Origin of the sequence: Cyanobium sp. FACHB-13342 (assembly GCF_014697415.1) — a bacterium.
Classification (GTDB): Bacteria; Cyanobacteriota; Cyanobacteriia; order PCC-6307; family Cyanobiaceae; genus Cyanobium_A.
On record NZ_JACJRT010000002.1, the window covers coordinates 41,815 to 66,526 of the forward strand.

At 66.9% G+C, this 24,712-nt stretch carries 30 protein-coding genes; 16 read left to right on the forward strand and 14 right to left on the reverse strand.

Translation table 11 applies throughout. The features are described from left to right. Genes H6G16_RS01240 through H6G16_RS01255 form a run of 4 tightly spaced genes read left to right on the forward strand, consistent with a single transcriptional unit; the run spans position 1 to position 4,450 of the window. Positions 1-1,521, forward strand: coding sequence for an NADH-quinone oxidoreductase subunit M (locus H6G16_RS01240; protein ID WP_190388515.1), 1,521 nt, complete (start codon positions 1-3; stop codon positions 1,519-1,521). Next, on the forward strand, positions 1,518-2,822 hold the full coding sequence (locus H6G16_RS01245) for a CO2 hydration protein (RefSeq protein WP_190388516.1): 1,305 nt from the start codon (positions 1,518-1,520) through the stop codon (positions 2,820-2,822). Before H6G16_RS01240 ends, H6G16_RS01245 begins: the two co-directional genes overlap by 4 nt. Positions 2,823-2,836: 14 nt before the next feature. Beyond that, positions 2,837-3,238 carry a fasciclin domain-containing protein gene (locus H6G16_RS01250; RefSeq protein ID WP_190388517.1) on the forward strand — a complete coding sequence of 134 codons (402 nt, stop codon included), beginning with the start codon at positions 2,837-2,839 and terminating at the stop codon, positions 3,236-3,238. Positions 3,239-3,259: 21 nt separating this feature from the next. Next, a complete protein-coding gene (locus H6G16_RS01255) occupies positions 3,260-4,450 on the forward strand; it encodes a cation:proton antiporter (protein WP_190388518.1) in 1,191 nt (396 codons plus the stop codon). A gap of 9 nt (positions 4,451-4,459) precedes the next feature. Here H6G16_RS01255 and bioA read toward each other — a convergent pair whose 3' ends face one another. The 5 genes from bioA to H6G16_RS01280 all read right to left on the reverse strand — a co-directional run bounded on the left by bioA (position 4,460) and on the right by H6G16_RS01280 (position 8,770). After that, the gene (gene bioA, locus H6G16_RS01260; protein ID WP_190388519.1) at positions 4,460-5,734 is read right to left on the reverse strand and encodes an adenosylmethionine--8-amino-7-oxononanoate transaminase; all 1,275 of its coding nucleotides are present in this window, start codon (positions 5,732-5,734) and stop codon (positions 4,460-4,462) included. A 4-nt stretch (positions 5,735-5,738) separates the two neighbouring features. Continuing rightward, a complete protein-coding gene (locus H6G16_RS01265) occupies positions 5,739-6,710 on the reverse strand; it encodes a sigma-70 family RNA polymerase sigma factor (protein ID WP_190388520.1) in 972 nt (323 codons plus the stop codon). A 162-nt stretch (positions 6,711-6,872) separates the two neighbouring features. After that, on the reverse strand, positions 6,873-7,334 hold the full coding sequence (locus tag H6G16_RS01270; protein WP_242036090.1) for a phosphate-starvation-inducible PsiE family protein: 462 nt from the start codon (positions 7,332-7,334) through the stop codon (positions 6,873-6,875). 86 nt (positions 7,335-7,420) lie between these two features. Beyond that, positions 7,421-7,735: a hypothetical protein gene (locus tag H6G16_RS01275; protein WP_190388521.1), complete on the reverse strand. Its 315-nt coding sequence runs from the start codon at positions 7,733-7,735 to the stop codon at positions 7,421-7,423. A 36-nt stretch (positions 7,736-7,771) separates the two neighbouring features. Further along, entirely contained in the window at positions 7,772-8,770 is a 999-nt protein-coding gene (locus tag H6G16_RS01280) for a sodium-dependent bicarbonate transport family permease (protein ID WP_190388522.1), read from the reverse strand. 243 nt (positions 8,771-9,013) lie between these two features. Between H6G16_RS01280 and H6G16_RS01285 the strand changes: the two genes are divergently transcribed. From H6G16_RS01285 to H6G16_RS01295, 3 genes are all read left to right on the forward strand, one after another. Further along, positions 9,014-9,172 carry a hypothetical protein gene (locus H6G16_RS01285; RefSeq protein WP_190388523.1) on the forward strand — a complete coding sequence of 53 codons (159 nt, stop codon included), beginning with the start codon at positions 9,014-9,016 and terminating at the stop codon, positions 9,170-9,172. Between the two features lie 81 nt (positions 9,173-9,253). Further along, positions 9,254-10,609: a cation:proton antiporter gene (locus H6G16_RS01290; protein WP_190388524.1), complete on the forward strand. Its 1,356-nt coding sequence runs from the start codon at positions 9,254-9,256 to the stop codon at positions 10,607-10,609. A gap of 4 nt (positions 10,610-10,613) precedes the next feature. Next, complete coding sequence (locus tag H6G16_RS01295; protein ID WP_190388525.1) at positions 10,614-11,468, forward strand: DUF6671 family protein; 855 nt, start codon at positions 10,614-10,616, stop codon at positions 11,466-11,468. A gap of 13 nt (positions 11,469-11,481) precedes the next feature. On the opposite strand, the gene H6G16_RS01300 is transcribed toward H6G16_RS01295, so the two are convergent. From H6G16_RS01300 to H6G16_RS01310, 3 genes are all read right to left on the reverse strand, one after another. Continuing rightward, positions 11,482-11,640 carry a hypothetical protein gene (locus H6G16_RS01300; protein WP_190388526.1) on the reverse strand — a complete coding sequence of 53 codons (159 nt, stop codon included), beginning with the start codon at positions 11,638-11,640 and terminating at the stop codon, positions 11,482-11,484. A gap of 74 nt (positions 11,641-11,714) precedes the next feature. Further along, positions 11,715-12,083 carry a hypothetical protein gene (locus tag H6G16_RS01305; RefSeq protein ID WP_190388527.1) on the reverse strand — a complete coding sequence of 123 codons (369 nt, stop codon included), beginning with the start codon at positions 12,081-12,083 and terminating at the stop codon, positions 11,715-11,717. Between the two features lie 23 nt (positions 12,084-12,106). Then, a complete protein-coding gene (locus tag H6G16_RS01310) occupies positions 12,107-12,526 on the reverse strand; it encodes a DCC1-like thiol-disulfide oxidoreductase family protein (protein WP_190388528.1) in 420 nt (139 codons plus the stop codon). A 32-nt stretch (positions 12,527-12,558) separates the two neighbouring features. Between H6G16_RS01310 and H6G16_RS01315 the strand changes: the two genes are divergently transcribed. The 5 genes from H6G16_RS01315 (at position 12,559) to H6G16_RS01335 (ending at position 16,819) form a co-directional block, all read left to right on the forward strand. Then, the gene (locus tag H6G16_RS01315; protein ID WP_242036091.1) at positions 12,559-13,788 is read left to right on the forward strand and encodes an NAD(P)-binding protein; all 1,230 of its coding nucleotides are present in this window, start codon (positions 12,559-12,561) and stop codon (positions 13,786-13,788) included. 122 nt (positions 13,789-13,910) lie between these two features. Then, positions 13,911-14,414, forward strand: coding sequence for a helix-turn-helix transcriptional regulator (locus H6G16_RS01320; protein WP_190388529.1), 504 nt, complete (start codon positions 13,911-13,913; stop codon positions 14,412-14,414). Between the two features lie 51 nt (positions 14,415-14,465). Beyond that, positions 14,466-15,620, forward strand: a complete 1,155-nt coding sequence (locus H6G16_RS01325; RefSeq protein ID WP_347238750.1) for a glycosyltransferase — start codon at positions 14,466-14,468, stop codon at positions 15,618-15,620. A gap of 43 nt (positions 15,621-15,663) precedes the next feature. After that, positions 15,664-15,942 carry a cell division protein SepF gene (locus tag H6G16_RS01330; RefSeq protein WP_190388530.1) on the forward strand — a complete coding sequence of 93 codons (279 nt, stop codon included), beginning with the start codon at positions 15,664-15,666 and terminating at the stop codon, positions 15,940-15,942. A 37-nt stretch (positions 15,943-15,979) separates the two neighbouring features. Continuing rightward, a complete protein-coding gene (locus H6G16_RS01335; protein WP_242036092.1) occupies positions 15,980-16,819 on the forward strand; it encodes an acyl-CoA desaturase in 840 nt (279 codons plus the stop codon). A gap of 36 nt (positions 16,820-16,855) precedes the next feature. On the opposite strand, the gene H6G16_RS01340 is transcribed toward H6G16_RS01335, so the two are convergent. The 4 genes from H6G16_RS01340 to H6G16_RS01355 all read right to left on the reverse strand — a co-directional run bounded on the left by H6G16_RS01340 (position 16,856) and on the right by H6G16_RS01355 (position 19,290). Further along, a complete protein-coding gene (locus H6G16_RS01340) occupies positions 16,856-17,071 on the reverse strand; it encodes a hypothetical protein (protein WP_190388532.1) in 216 nt (71 codons plus the stop codon). A gap of 75 nt (positions 17,072-17,146) precedes the next feature. After that, on the reverse strand, positions 17,147-18,238 hold the full coding sequence (locus tag H6G16_RS01345) for a glycosyltransferase family A protein (protein ID WP_190388533.1): 1,092 nt from the start codon (positions 18,236-18,238) through the stop codon (positions 17,147-17,149). 19 nt (positions 18,239-18,257) lie between these two features. Next, on the reverse strand, positions 18,258-18,854 hold the full coding sequence (locus tag H6G16_RS01350; RefSeq protein WP_190388534.1) for an alpha/beta fold hydrolase: 597 nt from the start codon (positions 18,852-18,854) through the stop codon (positions 18,258-18,260). Positions 18,855-18,939: 85 nt separating this feature from the next. Continuing rightward, the gene (locus H6G16_RS01355; protein WP_190388535.1) at positions 18,940-19,290 is read right to left on the reverse strand and encodes an RNA-binding protein; all 351 of its coding nucleotides are present in this window, start codon (positions 19,288-19,290) and stop codon (positions 18,940-18,942) included. Between the two features lie 159 nt (positions 19,291-19,449). Between H6G16_RS01355 and H6G16_RS01360 the strand changes: the two genes are divergently transcribed. After that, the gene (locus H6G16_RS01360; protein WP_190388536.1) at positions 19,450-19,614 is read left to right on the forward strand and encodes a Nif11-like leader peptide family natural product precursor; all 165 of its coding nucleotides are present in this window, start codon (positions 19,450-19,452) and stop codon (positions 19,612-19,614) included. Between the two features lie 7 nt (positions 19,615-19,621). On the opposite strand, the gene H6G16_RS01365 is transcribed toward H6G16_RS01360, so the two are convergent. Beyond that, positions 19,622-20,023, reverse strand: a complete 402-nt coding sequence (locus H6G16_RS01365; protein WP_190388537.1) for a hypothetical protein — start codon at positions 20,021-20,023, stop codon at positions 19,622-19,624. Between the two features lie 202 nt (positions 20,024-20,225). Here H6G16_RS01365 and H6G16_RS01370 point away from each other — a divergent pair, with 202 nt between their 5' ends. Further along, entirely contained in the window at positions 20,226-20,444 is a 219-nt protein-coding gene (locus H6G16_RS01370) for a CP12 domain-containing protein (protein WP_190388538.1), read from the forward strand. Between the two features lie 42 nt (positions 20,445-20,486). Here the strand turns inward: H6G16_RS01370 and H6G16_RS01375 are convergent, their stop codons facing one another. Further along, positions 20,487-21,620 carry a potassium channel protein gene (locus tag H6G16_RS01375; protein ID WP_190388539.1) on the reverse strand — a complete coding sequence of 378 codons (1,134 nt, stop codon included), beginning with the start codon at positions 21,618-21,620 and terminating at the stop codon, positions 20,487-20,489. A 152-nt stretch (positions 21,621-21,772) separates the two neighbouring features. Between H6G16_RS01375 and H6G16_RS01380 the strand changes: the two genes are divergently transcribed. Both H6G16_RS01380 and H6G16_RS01385 read left to right on the forward strand, forming a co-directional pair. Further along, positions 21,773-23,050, forward strand: coding sequence for a ferredoxin:protochlorophyllide reductase (ATP-dependent) subunit N (locus H6G16_RS01380; protein WP_190388540.1), 1,278 nt, complete (start codon positions 21,773-21,775; stop codon positions 23,048-23,050). Between the two features lie 41 nt (positions 23,051-23,091). Next, positions 23,092-24,702 (forward strand): ferredoxin:protochlorophyllide reductase (ATP-dependent) subunit B, encoded by a 1,611-nt coding sequence (locus H6G16_RS01385; RefSeq protein ID WP_190388541.1) that lies wholly within the window; start codon positions 23,092-23,094, stop codon positions 24,700-24,702. The last annotated feature ends 10 nt before the right edge of the window (positions 24,703-24,712 follow it).

Here is a 24,712-nt window from a genome sequence, read left to right on the forward strand (position 1 = left end):
ATGACCCTGCTGCTGTTGCTCCTGCTTCCCCTGCTGGTGGGCTTGCTGCTGCCCCTGCTGCCGCCAGGCCGCCCCGGACTGGTGCGCTGGCTGGCCGCCGGTGCCGCCCTGGCCCAGCTGGTGGTGGGCCTGTTGGCCTGGCGCCAGCCGCCCGCTCCCCTCAGCCTCGAATGGCTGCCCCGGCTGGGGCTGGGCCTGGATCTGGGCCTCGATGGGCTGTCGCTGCCACTGGTGCTGCTCACCGGCCTGATCACCGCCATGGCGGTGCTGGCCTCCCCCGCAGACCAGGGTCGCCCCCGTCTCTATTTCGCCCTGATGCTGGCCACCAACCTGGGGGTGGTGGGGGCATTCCTGGCCCGCAATGCCCTGCTGTTCGTGCTCGCCTTTGAGCTGGTGCTGATCCCCACCACCCTGCTGGTGGCCATCTGGGGCGGCGAACGCCGGGCCGGGGCCGCCGTGCGCTTTCTGCTCTATGGGGCGGTGTCGGGCCTGAGCCTGCTGGGTGGTGTGTTGGCCTTCGGCTGGTTCGGCCAGGGCGCCGCCGGCGCCGACACCGCCGTGAGCTTCAGCTTCGAGGCCCTGGCGGCCACGCCCCTGCCGGCCTCGGCCCAGCGCTGGGTGCTGGCCCTGCTGGTGCTTGGTTTCGGCATCAAGCTGCCGGTGGTGCCCCTGCATGGCTGGCAGCCGATCAGCTACGCCGAAGCCCCGCCGCCGGTGGTGATGCTGCTGGGGGGGGTGGTTTCGAAGCTGGGGGCCTACGGCTTGCTGCGCTTCGGTGTGGGCCTGCTGCCCGACGCCTGGACTGCCTTTTCGCCCTGGATCGCCGCCGCCGGTGCCGTGAGCGCGGTGTATGGCGCCCTCAATGCCGTGGCTGCCACCGACATCCGTCGCCTGATGGCCTACAGCTCCCTGGGCCACATGGGCCTGTTGGTGCTGGCCCTGGCGGCCGCCACGCCGATGAGCCTGCAGGGAGCCATGGCCCAGGTGCTCGCCCATGGCCTGATCGTGGCCCTGCTGTTCGACTGTGTGGGACTGATCCAGCGCAGGACCGGCACCACGCTGATCGCCGAGCTTTCCGGCCTGATGAACCCGATCCGGGGTCTGCCCTTCACCATGGCCCTGATGCTGCTCGCCCTGATGGCCGCCGCCGGCATCCCCGGCCTGGCGGGCTTCCCGGCCGAACTCCTGGTGTTCGAGGGCAGCTGGACCGTGTTCCCCCGGGCAACCCTGATCTGCCTGGTGGCCTCGGGCTTCACCGCCGTCTACGCGGTGCGGCTGTTCAACCGGGTGGGCTTCGGCCGGCTCGACAACAGCCGCGCCGACTGGCAAAGCACCCGATTGTCTGAACGGCTGCCGGCCGCGGTGCTCACCACGCTGGTGGTGCTCGCCGGCATCTGGCCTGTGGGGCTCACCGCCTGGAGCGAGGCCAGCACGGCCGCCATAGCCCTGCGCCACAGCGATCCGGTGGTACAAACCCTGGCCCTGGCCCCCCCCTCTCCCTCGTCGACCCTGCCCGCATGACCACCTCCACTGCTGCTGCGGGCACCAAGACGCCCCTGATTCCGCCTTCCACCCACCGTTACGCCGAGGTGATCCACCGGCTTGAAGCCGGTGGATCGATGCTGCCCGATACGCCGGAGAACCTCCAGCAGATCATCGGCATCTACAAGGCCTACGCCGTGCCGATGGACTTCTATTGGCGCGACCTGCTCTACATCGCCGAGCAGGTGTTCCTCAATCCGCTGCCGGCGTTCAAGTACTTCATTTCCCAGGAGTATTTAGACCGGCCCAACAGCTACGCCGGCGACCAATCCCAGCTGCGCATCTGGCGCGGCACGGAGAAGGCCCACCCGGAGCTGCTGGAGTTTATGGAACGGGGCGAAACCCGCAGAATGCCCAAACTCCTGCATCACCTCTGGCATGACCGGGTGAACATGGAGTTCGCCGAGGCCTGCATGCAGGCCATGCTCTGGCACCAGGGCATGGGTGGTCGCTTCAACGACTATTTGGAGAGCGACGCCTACAGGGCCAACGCCGACCGCGCCATCAAGGCCTACTTCCGCGGCAATCCGCTGATGCTGGGGCTGTACAAGTTGTTCCCGGACATGGTCCTGGAGCAGGTGAAGCAGCTGAGCTACACCGCCAACCTGGGCCTGTTCTGGGAGGTGATGGCGCCGGTGTTCTTCGAGATGAGCGACCTCTACGACGAGGGCAAGCTCACCTCAGTGCCCCAGGCAATGGACTTCCTGGTGAACGGCATTTTCGCCGTGGCGGGCCGGCCGATCTACCACCACGTGTTCATCCGCGGTGAATGCTTCGAGATCATCCCCAAGAGCGAGGGATTCACCTGGCTCTACGAGGCGGCCCTCCCCTACGTGGAGGCGGTGTTCTACCGCACCTCCCCCTTCCGCGGCACCAAGAGCTACAACGCCCAGGCGGGCCAGGTGCCGGCCAACCAGGCGGATTTCCACTACGGCATCCTCTACGCCGATGTGTTTCCGGTGGGTTCGGCGGGCATTCCGCCCACCCTGCTGATGCAGGACATGCTCCATTTCCTGCCCCCCTATCTGCAGGAGATGTACAAGACCCATAAGCGCGGTGAGGAAGACCAGCTCATCCAGCTGGGCATCACCTTCCAGCGCTCGATGTACAACGTCACCTCGGCCGTGATCCAGGCCCTGCGCTGCGCCCTGCTCTATCCGCTGGATGACACCGATCCGGAGCATCTGGCGGCCAATCGTCAGTTCTTCGAGGCCCAGATGGATCGCTTCCTGCGGCCTGAGGCCCGCCTGAGCGACATCCAGAGCCAGGACTACCGCTGATCCCTCGCACTCCCATGGCCACCATCCTTGACACCGCAGCCAGCGCCGGCTGCTTCACCACCCTGCTGGCCGCTGTGGATGCCGCAGGCCTGCGCGGAGCCCTGGAGGGCCCCGGTCCCTTCACCGTGTTTGCGCCGGTGGATGACGCCTTTGCCGCCCTGCCCCCCGGCACGGTGCAGACCCTGGTGGACAACCCGCCCCAGCTGGCGCGGATCCTCAAGTACCACGTGCTGGCTGGCGCCCACGGCCGCAGCGCCCTGGTGGGTCAGCCGGAGTGGCCGAGCCTGGAGGGGGCGCCGATCCCGATTCGTCGCAGCGAGCCGTTCGAGGTGAAAAACGCCACAGTGGTGACCGCAGACATCGCCTGCGACAACGGCATGGTGCACGTGATTGATCGCGTGATCCTGCCGGGCTGATCCACCTTCGCCCCCACCCGCTTGGGTTCCTCCCTGCTCACCACCCTGCTGCTGTTGTTGGTGGGGGCGCTGCTGGCCCGGTTGACGGCCACCCGGCTGGCCCGCTGGGCGGTGCCGGCCATCGTGCTGGAGCTGGGGGTGGGCTTTGTCCTGGGCAACACCGTGCTGCCCTTCGAGCAGATCCGCCCCCTGTCCGGTCTGCTGGAGCTGGGGGTGCTCACCCTGTTTTTCCAGGTGGGTCTGGAGGTGCGCGGGGGACTGTTGGGGTCTAGGCCGGCGGCCGTGCTGCGCACGGTGTTGCTGTCGGCGCTGACGCCGCTGCTGGCCTGGTGGCCGTTGCAGCAGGGCTTTGGCCTTTCCATGGCCACCACCCTGTTGTGTGTGGCCGTTCTCAGCGCCACCGGCACCGGGGTGACCCTGCGGGCCCTCGGCCAGCTCGGCGCCTTGAACACCCCCTCCGGCCGGCTGCTGGTGGGGGTGTCGGTGCTCGACGATCTACCCGCCATCGCCCTGCTCACCGGCTCCCTGCTGTTGGCGGGCACCCGCCTCGGCGGGGCTGCGGCGTCGGCCGGGTCGGGGTGGCTGGTGCTGCTCGGCCCGGCCCTGGCCCTGCTGAGCGTGCCGCTGTCGCGCTGGTGGCTGCAACGCCAGGGGCCCTGGCAGCCGGGGCCCCTGGGGGTGTTGCTGCTGTTGATCGGCTGCAGCTGGATCGGCGAGGTCACCGGGGTGACCAGCCTGCTGGGGGCGCTCTGGGGTGGGGTGCTGTTCAATCGCCTGGCGCCCATGGGGGAAGGCAGTAGCGAAGCCCGGGAGTTGCGGGGCCATCTGGCCCTGCTGTCGGAGGTGTTTTTGCCCCTCTATTTCCTTGGGGTGGGGATGCGCATCGAGGCGGCCACCCTGGTGCAGCCGTCGGCCTGGTGGCTGGCCCTGGTGCTGTTGCTGCTGGCGATCGGCTGCAAGTTGATCTGCGGGCTGGGGATCAGCGCCCGGGATCAGCAGGCCGGCGTGGATCGCTGGGTGGTGGTGTTTGGCCTGATCCCCCGGGGCCTGCCGGGGCTGGTGTTTGCCTCCACGGCCCTGGCCAGTGGGGTGATCACCGCCGCCCAGTTCTCGGCCCTGGTGCTGATGGTGAGTGGCACCACGGTGCTGGGCCTGCTGTTGCTGGGTCGGCGGTTGCTGGGCCAGCGGTTGGCGACTGTCCAGAACGGCTAGTGCAAGGTTTCAGCCCGGCAGCAGCGCGTCCAGGGCCTGCCTCACCGCCGCGTAGCAGCGCTGCAGCTGGTCGTCGCGGATGCCCAGGGGGGGCAGGAGATACACCACGTGGCCCAGGGGCCGGAGATACACGCCCTGCTCCAGGCAGTGGCGCTGGATCTGTTTGCCCACGGGGTTGAGGTAGCTGGCTTCGCCAGCCTCCACCTCAAAGGCCGCCATGGTGCCAACACAGCGGGGGCGCCGCACGAGTGGGTGGGCGGCCAGCTCCTTCAGCAGGGGCGTGTGGCGTCCCTCAAACTGCTGGAAGCGCTCGGGGTTGGCCTGGAGCAGATCGAGGCTGGCCAGGGCGGCGGCACAGCCCAGGGGATTGGCGGTGAAGCTGTGGCCGTGGAAGAAGGTGGCCTCGGGCCGCTCGCTGATGAACCCCTGGTAGAGGCGTTCGCTGGCCATTGTCACCCCCATCGGCAGGAAGCCGCCGGTGAGCCCTTTGGAGAGGGCCATCAGGTCGGGCTGGATGCCGGCCCGGCGGCAGGCGAACAGATCGCCCGTGCGGCCAAAGCCCGTGAACACCTCATCGGCGATCAACAGGGCGCCTGCGGCCCGCACCCGCTCGGCCACGGCCCGCAGGAAGCCCGGCCGCACCACCCGCATGCCGCTAGCCCCCTGGATCAGGGGTTCGAGGATCACGGCCGCGGTGGGGGTCTCCAGGGCCTGGTCGAGCTGGCGCAGGGCCGCTGCCTCCCGCTCCTCCACCGCCGCGTCGCCCCAGTGGCTGTGGGGCCAGGCCACCCGGGCCACCCCAAACAGCAAGGGCTCGTAGGGGTCGGTGAACAGGGAGCGCTCCCCCAGGGCCATCGCCCCGAAGGTGTCGCCGTGGTAGGCCCCCTCAAACGCAATCACCTGGTGGCGTTCGCTGCCCTGGTTGCGCCACCACTGCCAGGCGATCTTCAGGGCCACTTCCACGGCGGTGGAGCCGTTGTCCGAGAAGAACAGCCGCTCGAGGCCCGTGAGCGGGCTGAGGCGGGTGGCGAGCTGCTCGGCGGGTTCGTGGCTGAAGTTGGCGAAGATCACCTGCTCCAGCTGCTGGGCCTGGCGGGCGATCGCCGCCCCGATGGCGGGCTCAGCGTGGCCGTGCAGGGTGACCCACCAGCTGCTGATCGCATCGATCAGGCGCCGGCCATCGCTGAGCTCCAGCTCGCAGCCGCGGGCCGAACGCACCTGCAGCGGCTCGGGGCTGGAGGCCACCTGGGTGGTGGGGTGCCAGAGGTGGGGGTGCCAGGGCATCGGCTCAGGCTTCGAGATGGTCCAGGTAACGCGTCGACAGTCGCCGAATCGAAGCATTGGCCCGCCGTTCCAGGCCCCGGGCCGTGTCCCGGGTGATGCCCATCTGCCGGGCCGTGGCGCTCAGGCTCAAGGGTTCCCCCGCGGCGATGCCGTAGCGCAGGCGCAGCAGCTCGGCTTCCTGTTCGGGGAGTTCATCGAGCAGCTGATGGATGTCTTCCTGCATCAGGGTGGCATCCACTTGCTCCTGGGGCTTGCTGACCTCGCAGGCCAGGCTGTCGAGCAGGCTCAACTCGGACTGGGAGGCCTGGTGCCCATCCAGGCTCAGGGGTTCCTGGGCCCGGAACAGCACCTCGCGAATGTCCAGGGGCTTCAGGCCCGTGGCAGCGGCCAACTCCTCCAGGTTGGGGTCGCGTCCCAGCTGCTGGCTTAGGGATTGCTGGGTCTGGCGCAGCCGATACAACTGATCCACCATCGAGGCGGGCAAGCGGATGGTGCGGCCCTTGGCCACCAGGGCACTGGTGATCCCGTCACGGATCCACCAGGTGGCGTAGGTGGAAAACCGGTAGCCGCGGCTGGGGTCAAACCGTTCCACGGCCCGGATCAGGCCGATGGTGCCCTCCTGGATCAGGTCCTCCAGCTCGCCGGGGGTGTGCTGGTAGCGGCGGGCCATGCTCACCACCAGACGGATGTTGGCGAGCACCATGCGACTGCGGGCCTGGTTGGCTTTCCGCAGGCAGCGCTGCAGCTCGCGAACCTCCATGCCGGCTTCTTGGGCCCAAGCCGTCAGGCTGGGGGCCACACCGCCGGCTCGCAAAGTCATCTCCTGGGCGATGTCGGTGGCTCGGCAGCCGCTTTGCACCAGCCTGGCCAGGCTGATTTCTTCCTCTGGGCTCAGCAACGCAATGCGGCCGATGGCGCGCATGTGCTGGCTGAGTGCGTCGCAGCCGCCCTTGGGGCGTTTCTGTGGCGCAGGCATCGGACTGTCGTCTGCAGTGGGGTCGGGAAACGTTACTGGCTGTTTTTTAAGGCTGGGTTTTTTTGGCCTTGCTTATCAACCAGGACCTGTAATCCCTGCGATCAGAAAAGCTGATCAATACCTTAATTTTGGCGCCAAGGCTTGGTTGCTATTGGGGAGGAATCAGGCTGAATGCTGATCGTGCCTGGCCCGTTTGACCAGCCAATAGGCCGCGGCAAGGCCTACCACAATCACGCCAAAACCGGCCATGAGTTGGGGTTTGCTTTCGGTGCCTGGTGGAAGCACAATCACTTTCCTGGCCACGGCAGTCATGGCCGTGAGCAGCACCAACTCGATCTGCACCACCTGGTCGCGCAGATAGGCGGTCACGTTTTGGAGCACTTCCAAGGCGATGAAAATCAGCAGCAACCGGTCGAGCAGTTTGATCAGTCCTCCATCAAACCAATCAGGCTGAAATTGCGCAATTTTGATGCCAGACTCCACGACCAATTCGAAGACGGCGAAGCCGATGACGATGGCCAGTAAAAGGGCTAGCAGCTTTGCGAGTTGGCGCTCATAGCTGTGAATTCCTCGAAGGAATCGATCATCGCTGAGAAGCTTCATGTTCTGGATCGCAAATACCAAGGTTGGAGCACAAAAAAGCCCGCCCATGCGAAGGTGCAAAGGCGGGCGTCGAAAAGGCGAGTGATGGGTGCTCGCCCGCTACCGCTTCAGAACTTGTGGTCGCGGAGAGCTTCCACAGGATAGATGTAGGTGATGATGGAGAAATCGGCGTAATACTTCGCTTCAATCTCGCGAGTGATTTTGTCTGCCAGCTCGCGGGTGCCGGTTAGCACTTCGATTTTGACATTGGAGAGGGTGTGGGACACGCTTGGTTCTCCGGTGGAGCGCACGTTGCGGCTGCCTTCCCCGCCGGCTGCATTCACGGTGTAACCGGTGGCGCCGGCTTCCTTGATCAGCTTGGTCAGTTTTTTGGAAAGGATTTCTTCCGCAACAATAACGAGTTTCCAGACTTGTTGGCTCATGGATTTGATCTCGGAGTGGTTGTTTTGATGAGACGCCTAGCGGCCGAGCATCATTTCGGCAATTCCGATGAAGAGCGGAATGCAGATGGCGATTGCCACTGGGGTGCCGATGGCTGTCGAGGCCCCGATGTAGGCCGAAGGGTTTGCCGAGGGAATGCCAGCCCGAAGGGTGGGAGGGCCAGAGATGTCAGAGCTCGAGGCCGCAATCACCGCTAGCACGACAGAGCCACCAATGCTGAAGCCGGTCAGCTTGTGCAGGATCAGGCCTACGCCGAAGCCCAGGAAGCCATGCACGATCGGAGCAATGAAGGCATATATGGCAAACCACTGGGCGACTTTGCGCAGCTCATTCATGCGCTGGGCAGCCTCCATTCCCATGATGATCATCAGAACGGCGAGGAAGCCGCGGAACAGGGGGTTGAAGAAGCTTTCGTAGACAGGTTCTGGCTTGGTGAGAATGCCCAGTGCCACGCCAAGGAGCATGGCCGTCACAGCTGAGCTCTGCAGACTTTCTTTGATGATGGGCCAGATCTCTACTTTCTCTGCAGTGTTGCCGGTTTTCTTGCCGATGTAGAGACTGGCCATCACGATCGCGGCCACCAGGGCCGGGATGTCCATGAACGGGTAGAGGGCGGCGGTCCAGGCCTCATAGGGGACCTTGGCCGTATCCAGCTGCGGCAGGACTGCCGCCAGGGTGGAGCCACTCACCGCTCCAAAGAGCCCCCCCGTGGCCACGGCGTCAGGCACCTTGATGCCAGGCAGTTTGCCGAGGGTGTATCGGCTGATCAGCACAATCACGATACCAATCCCCACAGCGCCAAGAGCTGGGAGGATGATTTCGGAGAAATTCGAATTGCGGATGGCAATGCCTCCAGTCAAGCCGATCTTCATCAGTAGGAAGAAGCTGATGAACTTGTAGATCGAATCGGGAATGGCCAGCTGGCTGCCAAGAGATGCCACAACAATGCCGCCGATTAGAAAGCCCAGCGTCGGCGATTGAAGTTGCTCAATAAAGAGAGGCAGAAAGTCTGTCAAGTTGATTCCTCCAGAGTGTGTTGGTTACGCATTGGGCTTTCAGCGGTGTGAAGTTAGGCGCCCTGCTGAGAAATTGGGGATCGTTTCCCAGCGGGAGTCGTCAGCGAAAGTCGTCTGACTGGATCGACTGCCGAGCCTCAGGCGCCGAACCATAGGCAGCGTTCCCAAAAGCTGGGTTGCCCTAGCCCAACCCAGTTGCAGTCCGTTCTGCCCATGATCGCTGCGCTCCCTGGCAGCTCCCCCATGACCCTGCTCCTGCTCGTCGGCGTTGGCTGGTTAAGCCTGCGCACGGTGTTGTTGCTCACTCAGGTGTCACGCCATAGCAGAGAGGCCCAGCTGGGGAGGGCCTTTCAGCAGGAACTCAGGGATCGCGGCCTGATCGATGTCTCCCCGCATCGTTAATCCGATCAGCGGCCTTCTCGCTTTGAAGGCCCCAATCGCTGTGTCACTGCCCCTATAAACCCGCCTTCCCGTCGGTTCACGATGCTTCCCATACCTCCTCTTCTGCTGGAGTTCAGTTCCCACCAGCTCGAAGTGGCCGAAACCCTGATTCAGGTGGGCCGTTTTGTGGTGATCTTCTTTGCCGCCCGGGCCATCGCTGAAGTGATGGTGCGTCTGCAGCTGCCCACGATCCTGGGAGAGCTGGTGGCCGGGGTGCTGATTGGTGTTTCAGGCCTGCACCTGATCGTGCCTCCCGCCGTGCAGGCCCAGCTCAGCGCCGGGGTGACAGGGCTGGTGGGTTCCCTGGCCCAGATCAGCCCGGACGCGGTGCAGGAGGTCTACAACGAGACCTTCCCCAGCCTGCAGGCCGTATCCCAGCTCGGCCTGTTTGCCCTGCTGTTTCTCACCGGTCTGGAGAGCGAACTCGATGAGCTGGTGGCCGTGGGGGTGCAGGCGAGCACCGTGGCGGTGGCTGGTGTGATGCTGCCCTTTGCATTGGGCACCGCCGGCCTCTATTTCCTCTTTCATGTGCCGCTGATTCCAGCCGTGTTTGCCGGTGCGGCGATGACGGCCACGTCGATCGGCATCACCGCCAGCGTGTTTGGCGAGCTCAAGTGGCTCAAGCGCAAGGAGGGCCAGATCGTGATCGGTGCCGCCGTGCTCGACGACATCATCGGCATCGTGATCCTGGCCGTGGTGGTGGCCATCGTGGGTGGCGGTGCCTTCAGCCTCGGCCCCGTGCTGAAGCTGTGTTTGGCGGCGGTGGCCTTCGTGGCCGTGGCCCTGGTGCTGAGCCGCACGGCCGCCCCTGCCTTCGACTGGGTGGTGGACCGGCTCAAGGCCCCTGGCGATGTGGCCGTGGCCAGTTTTCTGGTGCTCACCGTGTGCTGTTTTGCCGCCCAGGCCATCGGCCTGGAGGCGGCCCTGGGTGCCTTCGCCGCGGGGCTGATCCTCAGTGCCTCGAAGCACACTCACGACATCGATGCGGCTGTGAAGCCCCTGGTGGCCCTGTTTGCCACCGTGTTTTTCGTGTTGATCGGCACGGGCCTGGATCTCTCCGTGCTCAACCCCCTCGATCCGGCCAACCGGGAGGGATTGGTGGTGGCCGCGTTTCTGCTGGCGGTGGCGATCGCCGGCAAGGTGGCCGCCGGCTGGAGTTACCTCAGCAAGGAACCCACCAACCGCCTGGTGGTGGGGCTGGGCATGATGCCCCGCGGCGAGGTGGGCTTGATCTTCCTGGGCCTCGGCAGCCAGGCCGGCATCCTCACGCCCGCCCTGGAGGCCGCCATCCTGCTGATGGTGATTGGCACCACCTTCCTGGCCCCGATCCTGCTGCGGCTGGTGATTCCCCGCGAACCCGGCGAGGGCCCAACGGTGGCCGCTGAGCAGCCTGCTTAACTCCGTGCCGTTGGCTTCGCCCTATGGGGGCCAGCGCCTCTGCCTTGCCACCCACCACGGCAAGCAGCGGGCCCTGGCCCTCCCCTTTGCCTTGGGCCTGGGAGCCACGCTCGAGGTGTGCGACTGCGACACCGACAGCCTGGGCACCTTCAGTGGGGAGGTGCAGCGGCTCGACGATGCCCTCAGCACCTGCCAACGCAAGGCACGGATGGGCCTTGAGCACAGCGGCCTGAGGCTCGGGTTGGCCAGCGAGGCGAGCTTTGGCCCCCATCCCGCGGTGCCGCTGCTGGCCGTGGGGCAAGAACTGCTGGTGTTTGTCGATCTCGATCGCGAGCTCACCCTGGTGGAGCAACGGCTCGATTGGCGCACCAACTACTCCCAGACGCGCCTCGGCCCGGAGCAAGACCCCTCGGCCTGGCTGACGCAGGTGGGTTTCCCTTCCCATGGGGTGATCGTCCGTCCGTTGCATCAGCCCGAAGGGCCTTATTTCAAAGATCTGATCAGTCCGGGGGCCCTTCAGGAGGCCCTGGATGCTTGCCGCAGTCTTGATTCCCGCGGAGAGGTCTGGCTGGAAACCGACATGCGAGCCCACCGCAATCCCACCCGGATGCGCTCGATTCGCCGCCTGGGTGTGACCCTCGTTCGGCGTCTGGGGTCAGCTTGTCCCGGCTGCGGGGCCCCGGGCTGGGGGGTGATCGACCGGCAGCCGGGGCTCCCCTGCCGTTGCTGCGGAACCCCAACCGAGCTCCTGGCGGTGGAGGTGTGGGGCTGTGCCCGTTGCGATCTTCAGGTGCCGCGGGCGCGCCGGGACGGCATGGAGGTTGCCGATCCACAGCACTGCCCGTGGTGCAACCCCTGAGGCTGGGGGGAGGTCAGTTCTGGCTGCTGCGGGCGGGAACCCACTGGTTGATTAGCTGCTCGAGGCGCACCAGCTGGTAGCGGGTCTGCTCGTTGGGCTGTTGGGAGTAGGCGCTGCGCAGGCTGCTCAGCTCCGCATCAAGGGACAGCAGCACGGGATGGTTCTCGTTCAAGGCAACCCTCTGGACCAGATCTCACAATCTTAAGCCTTTCTAAAGCTGTTTGGCTCGGTTGTGGCGAGGTTGGTTCAGCTCGTGGCCGCTGGCAGGGGGCCATCCCGGTCGGAGCGGAAGCTCAGAACCATGGTCTGCACGTGCGTTTCGATCAGATCCAGCAGTCGCTCAAAGGTCTGGCGGGTGTGGGGTGCGGTGGATCCCATCGCCTCCCGGCTGAGCACCACCAGCTCCAACACCCTGCCGTTGGCCTTCGACTGCACATCGGCAAACAGCTGCATCCGCTGGCTTTCGCCGCCGCCGCGAATCATGGCGCTGAGGTGGGCCGGAGTGCGGTGTTCGATTTCGGCGTTCAGGCCCTGCAACACGGGCTGAAGGGCCTCGAGCATGGCCGCCGCCTCCATGGCCCCGCTGGGTTTGAGCACCACCAGAAAACGGGCCATGGTTACGTCCTTTGTCGCCAACGCTACCTGCTGCGGACTGGGTCCCCTGGCTGGTCGGGATCCACGGGCAGCCCCCGCAGGCCCAGGGCCAGGCGCCGTGCCAGCAGCAGCAGGGGATAGGTGCGCCGTGCCCGTTCTCGCGTGGCCAGCAGGGGCCCCAGCAGCTGGAGCAGGGGGGCACTGGGGTTCATGCGGCTACACATCCACTGGATCGCCTCGGCCCCATGCAGCACCTGCCCCTCTGCCAGCACCACCGCCCCCTCGCTCAGGTCCCAACCCTGGGCGCGCAACTGCCGCCGTAGATCGTGGTCGCTGCGGCCATCGCGGATGGTCAGGCCGGGAATGCCGCTGCGCAGTTCCGCCAGCTCGGCGAAGTGCCGGCAGAAGGGGCAGCCGCCGTCAAACACCAGCACCGGTGCCTCAGATGCCGGTCGCCCAACCATGGGCTGCAACCGCGTAGATCGCTGTCATCCTGATGGCATCACCGCCTTCGTTGTTGTCGATGCCCCTGTCGGGCCCTGGATCCATTGCCGTCATCGGTGCCGGGGTCTCGGGTTGTGCCTTGGTGGCCCAGCTGCGGCGCCTCGGCTTTGAGGGCTCGATCAGCCTCTGGGAAACGGGCCGGGGCCCGGGGGGACGGGCCAGCACCCGCCGCTCCCGCCACGATGCAGAGCTGCGCATCGACCACGGTGCCCCCCTGCTCAACATCACCGGTGAAACGGCGCCGCTGCTGCTCCAGCCGCTGCTGGAGGGGGGCTGGATCGAGCCCTGGCAGGGGGCCATTGCCCAGCTGCAGGGGGAGTCAACCCTGCGGCCCGGCAAGGCGGATGCCCTGGGGCTGGGCCATCTGTACCGGGGTCTGGGGGGGATGGATCATCTCTGCCGGGGTCTGTTGAGCCTGGCCGGCGATGGCTGCGACGCCCATTACGGCACCCTGGTGCGCCACCTGCACTGGGAGGATGGCCTCTGGCATTTGCTGGGGCGCCACCGGGAGCTGCTGGGGCAGGCCGACTGGCTGGTGCTGAGCAGCACCCTGCTGGCCCATCCCCGCAGCCGGATGATCTTCGGCTGGGAGGACGTGCCCCTGCAGGTGGCCGCAGCCCCCCTGGGGGACCTCCAGCTCGAGCACGCCCTCACCGTGATCGCCGGCATCCGCAGCGAGGCCCGCAGCAATCTGTTGGTGGTGCTGGATCCCAAGGCCGCCGGGCCCTGGCGGGACCTGCCCTTCAGCCTGCTCCATTTCGATGCGGCAGCCCAGCAGCGCTGGGGGCTGCAGCGAATCACGATCCAGCCCCAGCAGGACGGCCGCTGTGCCGTGGTGGCCCACTCCACCAAGGCCTTCGCCGCCGACCACCTCGACGTTTACGGCACCCACTCCGCCGTGGCCCGCATGCTCCAGCTGCCCCCAGATGAGGGGCGGGAGGACACGGTGATCGCGGCCCTCACCACGGCCCTCGAACAGGTGATGGCCCCGTGGTTACCGGGGCTGGATCTCGGCCCTGCCCAGCGTCAGCTGATGCGCTGGGGGGCCGCCTTTCCCCTGGCCCCCGGCTTGCCTTCCGAGCTGATGTTCTGTCCCCGCAGTCGGGTGGGCTTCTGCGGCGACTTCATTGCCGGGGTGGGCTTTGGCCGCATTGAAGGGGCCCTGCGCAGCGGCGAACAGCTGGCGATCGAGCTCCGTGCCGCGGCGGATCGTTGCGTTTGATGCAGCGTTGCAACAGATCGCCCGGTCGGTAGCCAATGCGATTGCATCGCCCCGCCCGCAGGGTTATCTCTGGGGTGAGAAGGCGTTCCTCGCGTCCGCCGTCCCGCCTGTCTGGGAGTGCGATGCGTCTTGTTCCCCCACCACTGGTTCCCCCACCCCTAGAAGCGGCGTCCATCAACGGTCCGGGTGATCGGCATGGCCCGCCCCGGCGGCGCCGCCGGATGGAGGTGGCCCGCCCCTTCCTCCCGGTGGCGCCCACCCAGCAGCTGGAGGTGGTGAACCGGGCCGGCCACTACTTCGCCCACCACTTCGCCGAGGACATCCAACTCGAGGTGCTGGCCACCTCGATTGGGGTGAGTGCGGAGTGGCTCGACCTCTGTTTCGACCACTGCCGCGGCAAGACGCCCTTTCAGGCCCTGCAGCACTTTCGCCTCAGCCGTCTGTTCGAGGGCATTGCCGAGCAACCCCAGACCACCCTGCAACAGCAGGTGCACCGCTGCGGCCTGGCCTCGGTGATGGCGGCCAACCGCCTCTTTGAAGAGCTGTTCGGCATCGGACTGGCTCCCTTCCGCCGGGTTTGCCGTCAGGCGGCGGCCGATCGCCAGCTGCACCGTCACCGGCGCTGATCCCTGGCCCTTCCCGTCCCCGGGCTGATCACCCTGGCCAGTGGCCTGGGGGTGATCTCCTGCGTGGGTCTGGCCGTGATGCTGGTCCTGTTGGAGCGCACCTTCGCGGTGGCCCCCTCCCTGCAGGCCGCCCCATCGGATGCCGACCAGGAGGACACCTCCTGCACCGTGGTGGTGCCGGCCTACAACGAAGCCGCCAACATTGCCGACTGCGTGCGGGCCCTGCTCGCCAGTGAGCCGCCTTGCCAGCGCTGGACGCTGGTGGTGGTCGATGACGACTCCAGCGATGCCACCGCCGAACTGGCCCGGGCCGCGGCGGAGGGCGAGTCCCGTTTTGTTCTGCTCGCTGCCGGTCCCCGTCCGCCCGGGGAGCGCTGGGTGGGCAAGAACTGGGCCTGTCACCGGGCCACCCAGGGGCTCAACAGCGACTGGGTGGCCTTCATTGATGCCGATGTGCGGGTGGAGCCCGGGGCCCTGCGGGCCGCCTTGGCCGATGGGATTGCCAGCGGCGCCGATCTGCTCACCCTGGCGCCCCGGCTGCGCTGTGGCTGCCTGGCGGAGTGGTTGGTGCAGCCGATCATTGCCAGCCTGCTGGGCCTGGGGTTCCCGATCCAGCGGGCCAACGACCCGGCCGACCCCCTGGCCTTTGCGGCGGGCCCGTTTTTGTTGTTCCGCAGCCAGGCCTACCGGGCCATCGGCGGCCATGCCGCCGTGGCTGGCGAGGTGGTGGAAGACCTCGCCCTGGCGCGGGCGATCAAGGGTCAGGGGTTGCGGCTGCGCTACCTGCTGGGCCTCGACTGGCTCACCCTGCGGATGTACCGGGATTTCGCCGGCCTCTGGGAGGGCTGGACCAAAAACTGGCTGTTGGGCCTCGACCGCGACGTGTTCAAGGCGCTGGGGGCCGGTGCGGTGGTGGTGCAGGTCTACGCCGTGCCCTGGCTGCTGCTCCCGCCCGCCCTGGTGCTGGGTGTGCTGGGTTCCGCTCCCCTGGCGTTCCTGCCGCTGCTGGTGGCGCTGCTGGCCATCGGCCTGCAGCTGGCCATTCGCTTCTGGAGTCGCCGGCGGTTCGGAACCCCGCTCGACTGGTGGTGGCTGGCCGGGGTCGGGGGGCTGGTGATCGGCGCGATCGCTCCGGTGTCGGTGTGGAAGACCCTCAGTGGCCGCGGCTGGACCTGGCGGGGGCGCTCCTTGCAGAGCCCGGGCTAGCGCCATACGTTGAGGGCACCACGCCAGCGGGGTTGCCCCAGGGATGCAGAGCCCATTCGGCGATTGGTTGCCCGAGGTGGTGGTGTTCCATCCCACCCGCTTTGAGGAGGCCGAGTGGATCGTGCACCACGTGCGCGAGCGCAAGACGGTGGTGGTGCATGCCGGCGCGATGGAGCCCAGGGAGGCCCAGCGCCTGATCGATTTCGTGGCCGGCGGTGTCAGCGCCATCGACGGTCAGGCGGAGTGCCTCGATCCGCTCACCTTTGTCTTCGTGCCGGAGATCGTGGCCCTGCGGCGCGATCCAGGGGAGCCCCCCTCCTAGGGTTGGCGATCACCCGGGAGTGGGCTTGGTTCCCCGTTTGCGTCGCGTCCTGTACTCCTGCGGGCCCGTTCTGATCGTTGCCAGTCACCTGGGCTGCCTGCTGCTGTTCTGGACCGGGCTGGGGATTGGGGCCGCCCTCTGGGCCCTGGCCCTCTACCTGCTGCGGATGCTGGCCACCACGGCCATCTATCACCGGCTGATCACCCACACCAGCTATCGGGCGCCCCGCCCCGTGGCCTGGATTGGGGCCGCCGTGGCGGCCTCGGCGGGCCAGATGGGCCCCAGCTGGTGGAAGGCCCACCACCTGGCCCACCACCGCCATGTGGACACCGCCGCCGATCCCCACACCCCCCTGGCTCCTTCCGCCGGCTGGCGAGGGCTGTGGCGTTCCCAGGCGGGCTGGTTGCTCAGTTCCAGCTTCTTTCCGGCCACTCTGCCCGCCGATGTGGAGGCCGATCCGGTGCTGCGCCTGATCGACCGGCTGCACTTCGTTCCGGTGTTGCTTCTGGCGGGCCTGTCGTGGCAACTGGGCGGTTGGCCCTGGCTAGCGGCCTTTTGCTTGAGCACCACCCTGTTGTTCCACGGCGTGGCCAGCGTCAATTCCCTGGCCCACTTGCTGGGGGATCAGCCCTTTGCCACCGGAGACGCCAGCCGCAACAACCTGTTTGTGGCGCTGATCACCCTGGGCGAGGGCTGGCACAACCTCCACCACGCCTTCCAGGCCTCCGTGCGCCAGGGCATCACCCTGGAGGCTGGACGCCCACGGCTGCTGGTGGATCCCACCTACCGCTTCATCCGACTGCTCGAACGCTGTGGCTGGGCCTGGGATTTGCGGGTTCCGAGCGATCGTGCCCTGTTGGCCCGGGCCGCCGATTGAGCGCCGCTGGCCAGCAGCCGCAGGCTGGGTTGCGGGCTAGATCGCTCCAGCCACCAGGCTGAGCTGCAGCCAGCATCCGCCTGGCGCCAGTTTCTCCACAACCACGGTCTGGAGCCGGTCGTGCGCCACCAGATGCGCAAACGTTTCGGCGTCGTCCCGGGTGCTGAACCGCGCGGATTGCACCTGCAAGGGCACGCTTTGCTCCCGTTCGACGGCAGCGCGGACCCGATAACGACCAGAGGGATCAGCCATGGCTGAATTCTGCAGCCAATTTCTGGGAATCGCGCCGCCCTTCAGGGTTTCAGAGAATTTGTTGGAGGGGGCACTTCAGCGGGTCGGAACCTGCCGGCCCTTCCAGGTGATGGCCCCCCGCTCCAGGTTGAGGATGGCCAGCACAAACACCCCCAGGAAAAACAGCACCGGCACCGGAAAGATCAGATTGATCCAGCCAAAGCTGCCCACTCGGCGCGTGATCACCAGCAGTTGCAGGGCATAGCCCCCATAGAGCACCAGGTTGGGCATCAGGGCAGGGCTGCCCACCATGGGCCAGTGCAGCAGCGCCGCAGGCAGGCACCAGGCCGCCCAGAACAGGCCCGACAGCCACAGCAACACCGCCAGCATCCGGGGCCAGCGCACCTCGCCGGCGGCGGTGGCGAAGTTCTTGTCGAACCCCACCACCATGTCGCCCAGGCCCCCTGGGTACATCCGGTAGGCCAGGCTGCCGTGGCCGATGAAGGCGCTCACCGGCAGGCCGGCGGCCTCGTAGCGGTGGGCCAGAAACCAGTCCTCCACCACCTTGTCAGCCACGGAGGCGTGGCCGCCAATCCGCTCGTAATCGCTGCGGCTGGTGGCCATCGCCGGACCGAAGGCCACCCCCACCCCTGCCCCCAGGGGCACCGCCATCAGTCCCACCAGGTTGAACAGCACCGAGAGCTGTTCGTAGGGCTGCTCGGTGCGGTGGAAGGGTTGCACCGACACGAGGCCGCCCTGCCGCTGCTGGTTGGCCACCAGCTGGGCCAGGAACGTCGGCCCGGGTTCCGTGTCGGCATCGAGAAAAACCAGCAGGTCGCCCTGGCTGTGGTCGGCCCCCTGCTGCAGGGCCCAGGTTTTGCCACACCAGCCCACCGGCAGCGGTGCTGCGGGCAGCACGGTGACCCCGGCGGCCTGGGCCAGGCTGGCGGTGGCATCGCTGGAGTGGTCGTCGATCACGATCACCTCCAGGGGTTGGAGGCTCTGGCGGGCCAGGGCCTCCAACAGCTGGGGCAGGGTGAGGGCCTCATTGCGGGCGGGAATGAGCACCGACACCCGCGGTTGCCCCTGGGGCGTGAGTTCGGGCAGGGCCGGCATGCGCAGGCACAGTAACCAGCCCAGCAGCCAGCGCACCAGCAGGGAAACGGCCAGGAGATCGGGGGGGGGCATGGGGCTCAGGCTGGCTGGCTCATGGGCGCAGCAGCTCGCTCACGAGGGCCTCGAGGGCGGCCGGATGGCGCATCAGTTGCTGGTGGGTGAGCACGGGCAACGCCTGGCGTGGCCCCACGGGCAGCACGGCGCGCCAGCCGGGCCACACCATCAGGTCGGGGGTGCAGAAGAAACTGGAACAGTCCACATCCCGCAGGGCGTCAACGTTTTCATTGAGCTGGCGCAGCAGGGGGCTGCCCAGTTTCATGTCGGCGATGCCGGCCAACAGCCACCGGGGCCAGGGTTGGGCGGTAAGGGTGCCCTGCTGGGGGCTGCCCACGCTGATGAACCGGCGGGTGCGGCGATGGCCCCCCGCCAGTTGGATCCAGGTGCGCCCGACCAGTCCCCCCATCGAGAAGCCGAGCAGGTCGATCGGGGTGTCGGGGCCGAAGGCTGCCCCAATCTCCTGGCCGAGCTGGTCGGCCAGAGCCCTGATGGGGGTGGTGCCCAGGCCATGGGGGAGGTGGGGGATCAACAGGGGCCCGCGGCGCTCAGCCAACATCTGCTGGAGGCGACGAAACAGGCGCGGGGTGTCCCACAGCCCGTGCACCAGCACCAGAGGGGGAGGGCTTGCCATGGCTCCAGGCTAGGTAGCCCAGCGGTGCCCATTAAAAAACCGCCCCCGTGGGGGCGGTTGGAATTGGCCAAGGGCCTGGGGAGCTTCAGTAGCGGCTGCCGCCACCGCCGTAACCGCCGCCACCACCGCCACCGCCGTAGCCACCGCCGCCACCGCCGAAATCGCGACGGCCGCCGCCACCACCACCACCGCTGCCGCGGGGCTCAGCTTTGTTGACGCGGATGGCGCGACCCATCCACTCAACATCCTGAAGATCTTCGATGGCTTTGGATTCCTCGGCCTCGCTGGCCATCTCAACAAAGGCGAAACCGCGCTTGCGGCCGGTGTCGCGATCAAGGGGAAGGCTGCACTTGCTCACCTGCCCGTATTGGCTGAACAGGTGCTGGACATCTTCCGCTTCTGCATCGAAGGAAAGATTGCCGACGTAAATGGTCATGAACTCAGAAACTATGAATCGATCCTTCGACGGCCCAAGAGAAAGTGGTCAGCTCGCTAGAGAGAAATCTTTGAATCACCCATCACCCTACAGGTTGGATGGCGCGGCCTGATCGGCAAACTCTGGCTAGGGATAGGGGGTTCCACGCTCCGCCGTGCCATGTCGAAATCCCAGCTCAACGCCTTCATGGTCAAAGTGGATGGCGATGCCGCCCTCAAGGCCCGGGTGGATGCGGCAGCCAGCGTGGATGCCATCGTGGCGATTGCCCTGGAACAGGGCCATGTCTTCTCGCCAGCGTCCTGGAGCCGTTCGCAACGGGCCTGAGGCCTGATCAGCTCCAGGCGCTGAAGGTCACCGGCTCGTATTTGGCAATGCTGACCCGCCAACCCCGCAGGGCCAGCTGTCGCAGTTCGGCCTGCAGGCTGGCCGTGTCCGCCCCGCCGATCCAGTTGGCCTTGAGCAGCGGCAGCCGTTCGCTGATCAGCTCGAGGGGAATCTCCAGCAGCAGGAGGCTGTCCTCGCCGGCGGCCCGCTGGATGGGCCCCTCGTCGCTGCGTTGCCACAGCCGCAGCAGCAGCTCCAAGGCCAGGGCCCGCCCCTCTTCGCCCGGATCCGTGGCTGCGTCGGCCTCGGTGGTTTCGAGGGGCTTGCGGGACTTGCCATTGAGGGGCAGCAGCCGCTTGCCGTTCAGCTCAACCAGCGCCAGGGCCACCAGATAGGGAGCATCAGCCATTGAAACCTCGGCGAACCGCCACACCTTGGCGAAAGGTGCATCTCCGGTGTGGAAATTGACACGGAACGATTGCAGTGTCGGGATTCATGACGGCTGCTTATCTTTTTTGAGCGTGACTTGGCTTGTAAGCCCCCAAGATTCGGGATTTGGGAGCTAAGTTCGCCGTTGTTCGCGAGCGACTCCGTTCGGGAGTTCCCCTGTCATGTCCAGTATCGCTGCCCAGTTGGAGACCTACCGCTCGGCCTTGGCGGAAGCCACGGCACGGGGCGACCAGGCCGTGGCCCGGAAGATCGAGCAGCAGATCAAGGATCTGGAGGAATTCCAGGTTCGGCACCCCGAAGAAACCGAGGCCCCCACACCCTTTGAGGTGTTCTGCGACCTCAATCCCTCCGACGTCAATTGCCTCGTCTATGACGACTGATTGAGATCAATTGTCCCCATTCGGGGGTAGACGGGGGTGGCCTCAATTCGCCATGACATCCACGCTTTTGATGGCGGGACCCAGAAGTTGGGTGAATGCATCCAGTTGCTTTTGGCTTCCCATCACCACCAGCATTTGGCCCGGTGCCAGTCGGGTGTCGCCCCCAGGGTTGGCGATCAGTGAGGGGCCTTCGCTGTTGGAGCGGGTGCCGCGATATAGACGCGGCTCCAGACCATCCTTGGACTTGGGCGGAACGATCGCCAGCACCAGGGCTCCTGAGCGGGCGCCGAGTTGGAGTTCGGCCAGGGAAGCCCCATTGAGGGAGCCCAGGTCGGCGGGATTGCTGCTGAGCAGAAACTCCTCGACCTCGCAGTCCGAGCCCACCAACAGATCCATGAAGGTCACGGCCAACGGGCGTAGGGCCGTGGCGGCCATGGCCCGGCCCCCACTCACATAGGGGCTCACCACCTGATCGGCCCCCGCGAGACGGAGCTTGCGCTCGGCTTCCTCGCTGTCGGAGCGGGCGATCAGGCGGCAGTTGGGGGCCATGCCCCGGGCGCTGAGCACCACGTAGAGGTTGGAGGCGTTGTTGGGCAGGGCGGCCACCAGCGCCCGGCAGCGATGGATGCCCGCTTCCACCAGGGTCTCATCGAGGGTGGCATCCGCCATCAGCACGGCAAGTCCCCGCTCCTCGGCAGCTTCCCGCCGCTCCCCATCCATCTCCACCACCAGCAAGGGAACGTTTTCTCGGGTGAGTTGTTCGGCGATTTCGCGGCCGATGCGGCCGTAGCCGCACAGAATCACGTGGTTGTGCATGGTGAAGAGCCAGCGGCGGAAGCGCCGCTCGCGCAGGCGCCGGAAGTATCCGGATTCAGAGAGGCCCAGCACCCCCTGGATGCTGATCTGCACCACCACCAGGCCGCCCAGGATCAGCAGGGTGGTGACCAGCCGCCCCCCGGCGCTGAGGATCTGGGTGTGGCCATCGCTGAACCCCAGGGTGCTGAGGGTGATCAGCACCATCCAGTAGCAGTCGCCCCAGTCCCAGCCTTCGCTGAGCCGGTAGCCGAAGGCGCCGGCATTGACCAGCAGGGCGAGGGCCAGGGGCGCCCTCCAGGGCTTGCGGTTGCGCGTGGAGGGGGGTCGTCGGGGCCTGAAGCCCCAGAAACGCTTGGCCATGAGATCTGGATCCGGTGCTCCAGATCACTGCGGTCAGATTACGGGCTGTGGGGGGTTGCCGTTTGGCTGATCCCGAACATTTGTGGGCGTTGTCAGCCGAACGGAGAGGGATTCCGTTAACTCTTGAAGGTTGTTTCCGCAGGGTCGCCTCGATGGGCGCGACTTCGGTTGTAGATGGTCGGCTAGATGGTCGGCATCCCGAGCTGCTGAAGGAGAGTGGCCAGCGGGAGGTGTTCTGCGGGCTCACCTCGATCGTGTGGCTGCATCGCCGCATGCCCGATGCCTTTTTTCTGGTGGTGGGCTCCCGCACCTGCGCCCACCTGATTCAGAGCGCCGCCGGCGTGATGATCTTTGCCGAGCCCCGCTTCGGCACCGCGATCCTGGGGGAGCGGGATCTGGCCGGCCTGGCCGATGCCAATGAGGAGCTCGACCGGCTGGTGAAGGATCTGCTGGAGCGGCGCCCCGAGATCCGCACCCTATTTCTGGTGGGCTCCTGCCCGAGCGAGGTGATCAAGCTGGACCTGGCCAAGGCCGCCGATCGGCTCAACAGCCAGCTGCGGGGCCGGGTGATGGTGCTCAATTACAGCGGCAGCGGCATCGAAACCACCTTCACCCAGGGCGAAGACCAGGCCCTGCTGGCCATGGTGCCCCTGATGCCCGCCAGCGACGTCGACCAGCTGCTGATCGTCGGCACCCTGGCCGATGCGGTGGAGGATCGCCTCGTGCAGCTATTCGGCCGCCTGGGGATTCCGCTGGTCACCAGCCTGCCGCCGCGGCGCTCCACCGAGCTCCCGCCGATTGGACCCGGCACCCGGGTGCTGCTGGCCCAGCCGTTCCTCTCGGCCACGGCCCGGGCCTTGGTGAGTCGGGGAGGCCGTTTGATCTCGGCCCCCTATCCCTTCGGGGTGGAGGGCAGCCGGGCCTGGATGGCGGCGGGGGCTGAGGCCTTCGGCGTGGCGCCGGCCCAAGTGGCCGAGCTGCTCGATCCCCTGGTGGAGCGCGGCCGGCGCGCCATTGCTCCCCACCGGGAGCTGTTGGCGGGCAAACGCCTCTTCCTGCTGCCCGATTCCCAGCTGGAGCTGTCCTTGGCGCGGTTCCTCCAGCGCGAGTGCGGCATGGAGCTGGTGGAGGTGGGTACCCCCTACCTGGATCGCCAACTGCTGGATCCGGAGCTGGCCCTGCTGCCGGAGGGCACCCGGATCAGTGAGGGTCAGGATGTGGAGCGCCAGCTGGAGCGGGTGCGTGCCGCCCGGCCCGACCTGGTGGTGTGCGGCCTTGGCCTGGCCAATCCGCTCGAGGCCGAGGGCATCGCCACCAAGTGGTCGATCGAGCTGGTGTTCAGCCCGATCCATGGCTGCGACCAGGCGGGCGACCTGGCCGAGCTGTTTGCCCGCTCCCTGCGCCGCCGCGCCGCCCTCTCGTTTGCCTGAGCGCTTCGCTCCTCTCCTGATCCCCCGCTGGCTCTCTCCCGATGGAACTCACCCTCTGGACCTACGAAGGCCCACCCCACGTGGGCGCCATGCGCATCGCCACGTCGATGGAGGGGGTGCACTACGTGCTGCATGCCCCCCAAGGCGACACCTACGCCGATCTGCTGTTCACGATGATCGAGCGGCGTGACCGCCGTCCGCCCGTCACCTACACCACCTTCCAGGCCCGCGACCTGGGCGGCGACACCGCCGAGTTGGTGAAGCGTTCGATCAGCGAAGCGGTGGCCCGCTTCCAGCCGGAGGCCCTGCTGGTGGGCGAGAGCTGCACCGCCGAATTGATCCAGGACCAGCCGGGTTCCCTGGCGGGGGGCATGGATCTGGGGGGCATTCCGGTGGTGAGCCTGGAGTTGCCGGCCTACTCCAAGAAGGAAAACTGGGGCGCCGCCGAAACCCTCTACCAACTGGTGCGGGGCCTGCTGAAGGCCCAACTGCCCGCGCCCGGTTTCGAGAAGCCTTCCCCCAGGCGCTGGCAGCAGGAGGGCCGGCGGCCCCGGGTGAATCTGCTGGGCCCCAGTTTGCTGGGCTTCCGCTGCCGCGACGATGTGCGCGAGATCACCCGTCTGCTGGATGGGCACGGCATCGACGTGGCCGTGGTGGCGCCCCTGGGGGCCAGGCCGGCCGACCTGATGCGCATTCCCAGCGCGGATGCCAACGTCTGCCTCTATCCGGAGGTGGCAGGGTCGCTGTGCAGCTGGCTGGAGCGCAGCTTCGGCATGGCCACCGTGCGCACGGTGCCGATCGGCATCGGTGCCACCACCGCCTTCCTGGAGGAGATCTGCGGCCTGCTGGGCCTGGAGCCCCCGGCCGCCGGCGAGGCGGACCGGCGCTCGCGCCTGCCCTGGTATTCCCGCTCGGTGGACTCCACCTACCTCACCGGCAAGCGGGTGTTCATCTTTGGCGATGCCACCCACGCCATCGCCGCGGCCCGGATCGCCAGCCAGGAGCTGGGGTTCAAGGTGGTGGGCCTGGGCACCTACAGCCGCGAGCTGGCCCGGGAGGTGCGGGCCGTGGCCCAGGAGCTGGGCCTGGAAGCCCTGATCAGCGACGACTACCTCGCCGTCGAGGCGGCCATGGCGGAGGCGGCCCCGGAGCTGGTGCTCGGCACCCAGATGGAGCGCCACAGCGCCAAACGGCTGGGCATTCCCTGTGCCGTCATCAGCACCCCCCTGCACGTGCAGGATGTGCCGGCCCGCACCTCGCCCCAGATGGGCTGGGAGGGCGCCAACGTGATCTTCGACACCTGGGTGCACCCCTTGATGATGGGGCTGGAGGAACACCTGATTGGCATGTTCCGCCACGATTTCGAATTCGTAGACGGGCACCTCAGCCACTTGGAGGGGGCCAGTGCCCCCACCAAGCCCGCGGAGGCCGACCCAACCGATGGCCAAGCGGCGGCGGCCCCGCTGGCCACTGCGCTTCCCGGCAACGGCACCCTGGTGTGGAGCCCGGATGGGGAGGCCGAACTGGCCAAGATTCCCTTCTTCGTGCGGGGCAAGGTGCGCAAGAACACCGAGGCCTATGCCCGGGAGCGGGGGCTGGCCCTGATCGACAGCGAAGCCCTGTATGAGGCGAAGGCCCACTTCAGCTCTTAAATCATTTCGA

Coding starts and splice junctions, on each gene's coding strand:
- H6G16_RS01375 (WP_190388539.1), bottom strand. CDS start 21,620: ATGGCCAAGCGTTTCTGGGGCTTCAGGCCCCGACGACCCCCCTCCACG.
- H6G16_RS01355 (WP_190388535.1), bottom strand. CDS start 19,290: ATGACCATTTACGTCGGCAATCTTTCCTTCGATGCAGAAGCGGAAGAT.
- H6G16_RS01245 (WP_190388516.1), top strand. CDS start 1,518: ATGACCACCTCCACTGCTGCTGCGGGCACCAAGACGCCCCTGATTCCG.
- H6G16_RS01290 (WP_190388524.1), top strand. CDS start 9,254: ATGCTTCCCATACCTCCTCTTCTGCTGGAGTTCAGTTCCCACCAGCTC.
- H6G16_RS01250 (WP_190388517.1), top strand. CDS start 2,837: ATGGCCACCATCCTTGACACCGCAGCCAGCGCCGGCTGCTTCACCACC.
- H6G16_RS01350 (WP_190388534.1), bottom strand. CDS start 18,854: ATGGCAAGCCCTCCCCCTCTGGTGCTGGTGCACGGGCTGTGGGACACC.
- H6G16_RS01330 (WP_190388530.1), top strand. CDS start 15,664: ATGCAGAGCCCATTCGGCGATTGGTTGCCCGAGGTGGTGGTGTTCCAT.
- H6G16_RS01360 (WP_190388536.1), top strand. CDS start 19,450: ATGTCGAAATCCCAGCTCAACGCCTTCATGGTCAAAGTGGATGGCGAT.
- H6G16_RS01340 (WP_190388532.1), bottom strand. CDS start 17,071: ATGGCTGATCCCTCTGGTCGTTATCGGGTCCGCGCTGCCGTCGAACGG.
- H6G16_RS01240 (WP_190388515.1), top strand. CDS start 1: ATGACCCTGCTGCTGTTGCTCCTGCTTCCCCTGCTGGTGGGCTTGCTG.
- H6G16_RS01380 (WP_190388540.1), top strand. CDS start 21,773: ATGGGCGCGACTTCGGTTGTAGATGGTCGGCTAGATGGTCGGCATCCC.
- bioA (WP_190388519.1), bottom strand. CDS start 5,734: ATGCCCTGGCACCCCCACCTCTGGCACCCCACCACCCAGGTGGCCTCC.
- H6G16_RS01305 (WP_190388527.1), bottom strand. CDS start 12,083: ATGGCCCGTTTTCTGGTGGTGCTCAAACCCAGCGGGGCCATGGAGGCG.
- H6G16_RS01370 (WP_190388538.1), top strand. CDS start 20,226: ATGTCCAGTATCGCTGCCCAGTTGGAGACCTACCGCTCGGCCTTGGCG.
- H6G16_RS01385 (WP_190388541.1), top strand. CDS start 23,092: ATGGAACTCACCCTCTGGACCTACGAAGGCCCACCCCACGTGGGCGCC.
- H6G16_RS01265 (WP_190388520.1), bottom strand. CDS start 6,710: ATGCCTGCGCCACAGAAACGCCCCAAGGGCGGCTGCGACGCACTCAGC.
- H6G16_RS01285 (WP_190388523.1), top strand. CDS start 9,014: ATGACCCTGCTCCTGCTCGTCGGCGTTGGCTGGTTAAGCCTGCGCACG.
- H6G16_RS01275 (WP_190388521.1), bottom strand. CDS start 7,735: ATGAGCCAACAAGTCTGGAAACTCGTTATTGTTGCGGAAGAAATCCTT.
- H6G16_RS01310 (WP_190388528.1), bottom strand. CDS start 12,526: ATGGTTGGGCGACCGGCATCTGAGGCACCGGTGCTGGTGTTTGACGGC.
- H6G16_RS01365 (WP_190388537.1), bottom strand. CDS start 20,023: ATGGCTGATGCTCCCTATCTGGTGGCCCTGGCGCTGGTTGAGCTGAAC.
- H6G16_RS01345 (WP_190388533.1), bottom strand. CDS start 18,238: ATGCCCCCCCCCGATCTCCTGGCCGTTTCCCTGCTGGTGCGCTGGCTG.
- H6G16_RS01315 (WP_242036091.1), top strand. CDS start 12,559: ATGGCATCACCGCCTTCGTTGTTGTCGATGCCCCTGTCGGGCCCTGGA.
- H6G16_RS01320 (WP_190388529.1), top strand. CDS start 13,911: ATGCGTCTTGTTCCCCCACCACTGGTTCCCCCACCCCTAGAAGCGGCG.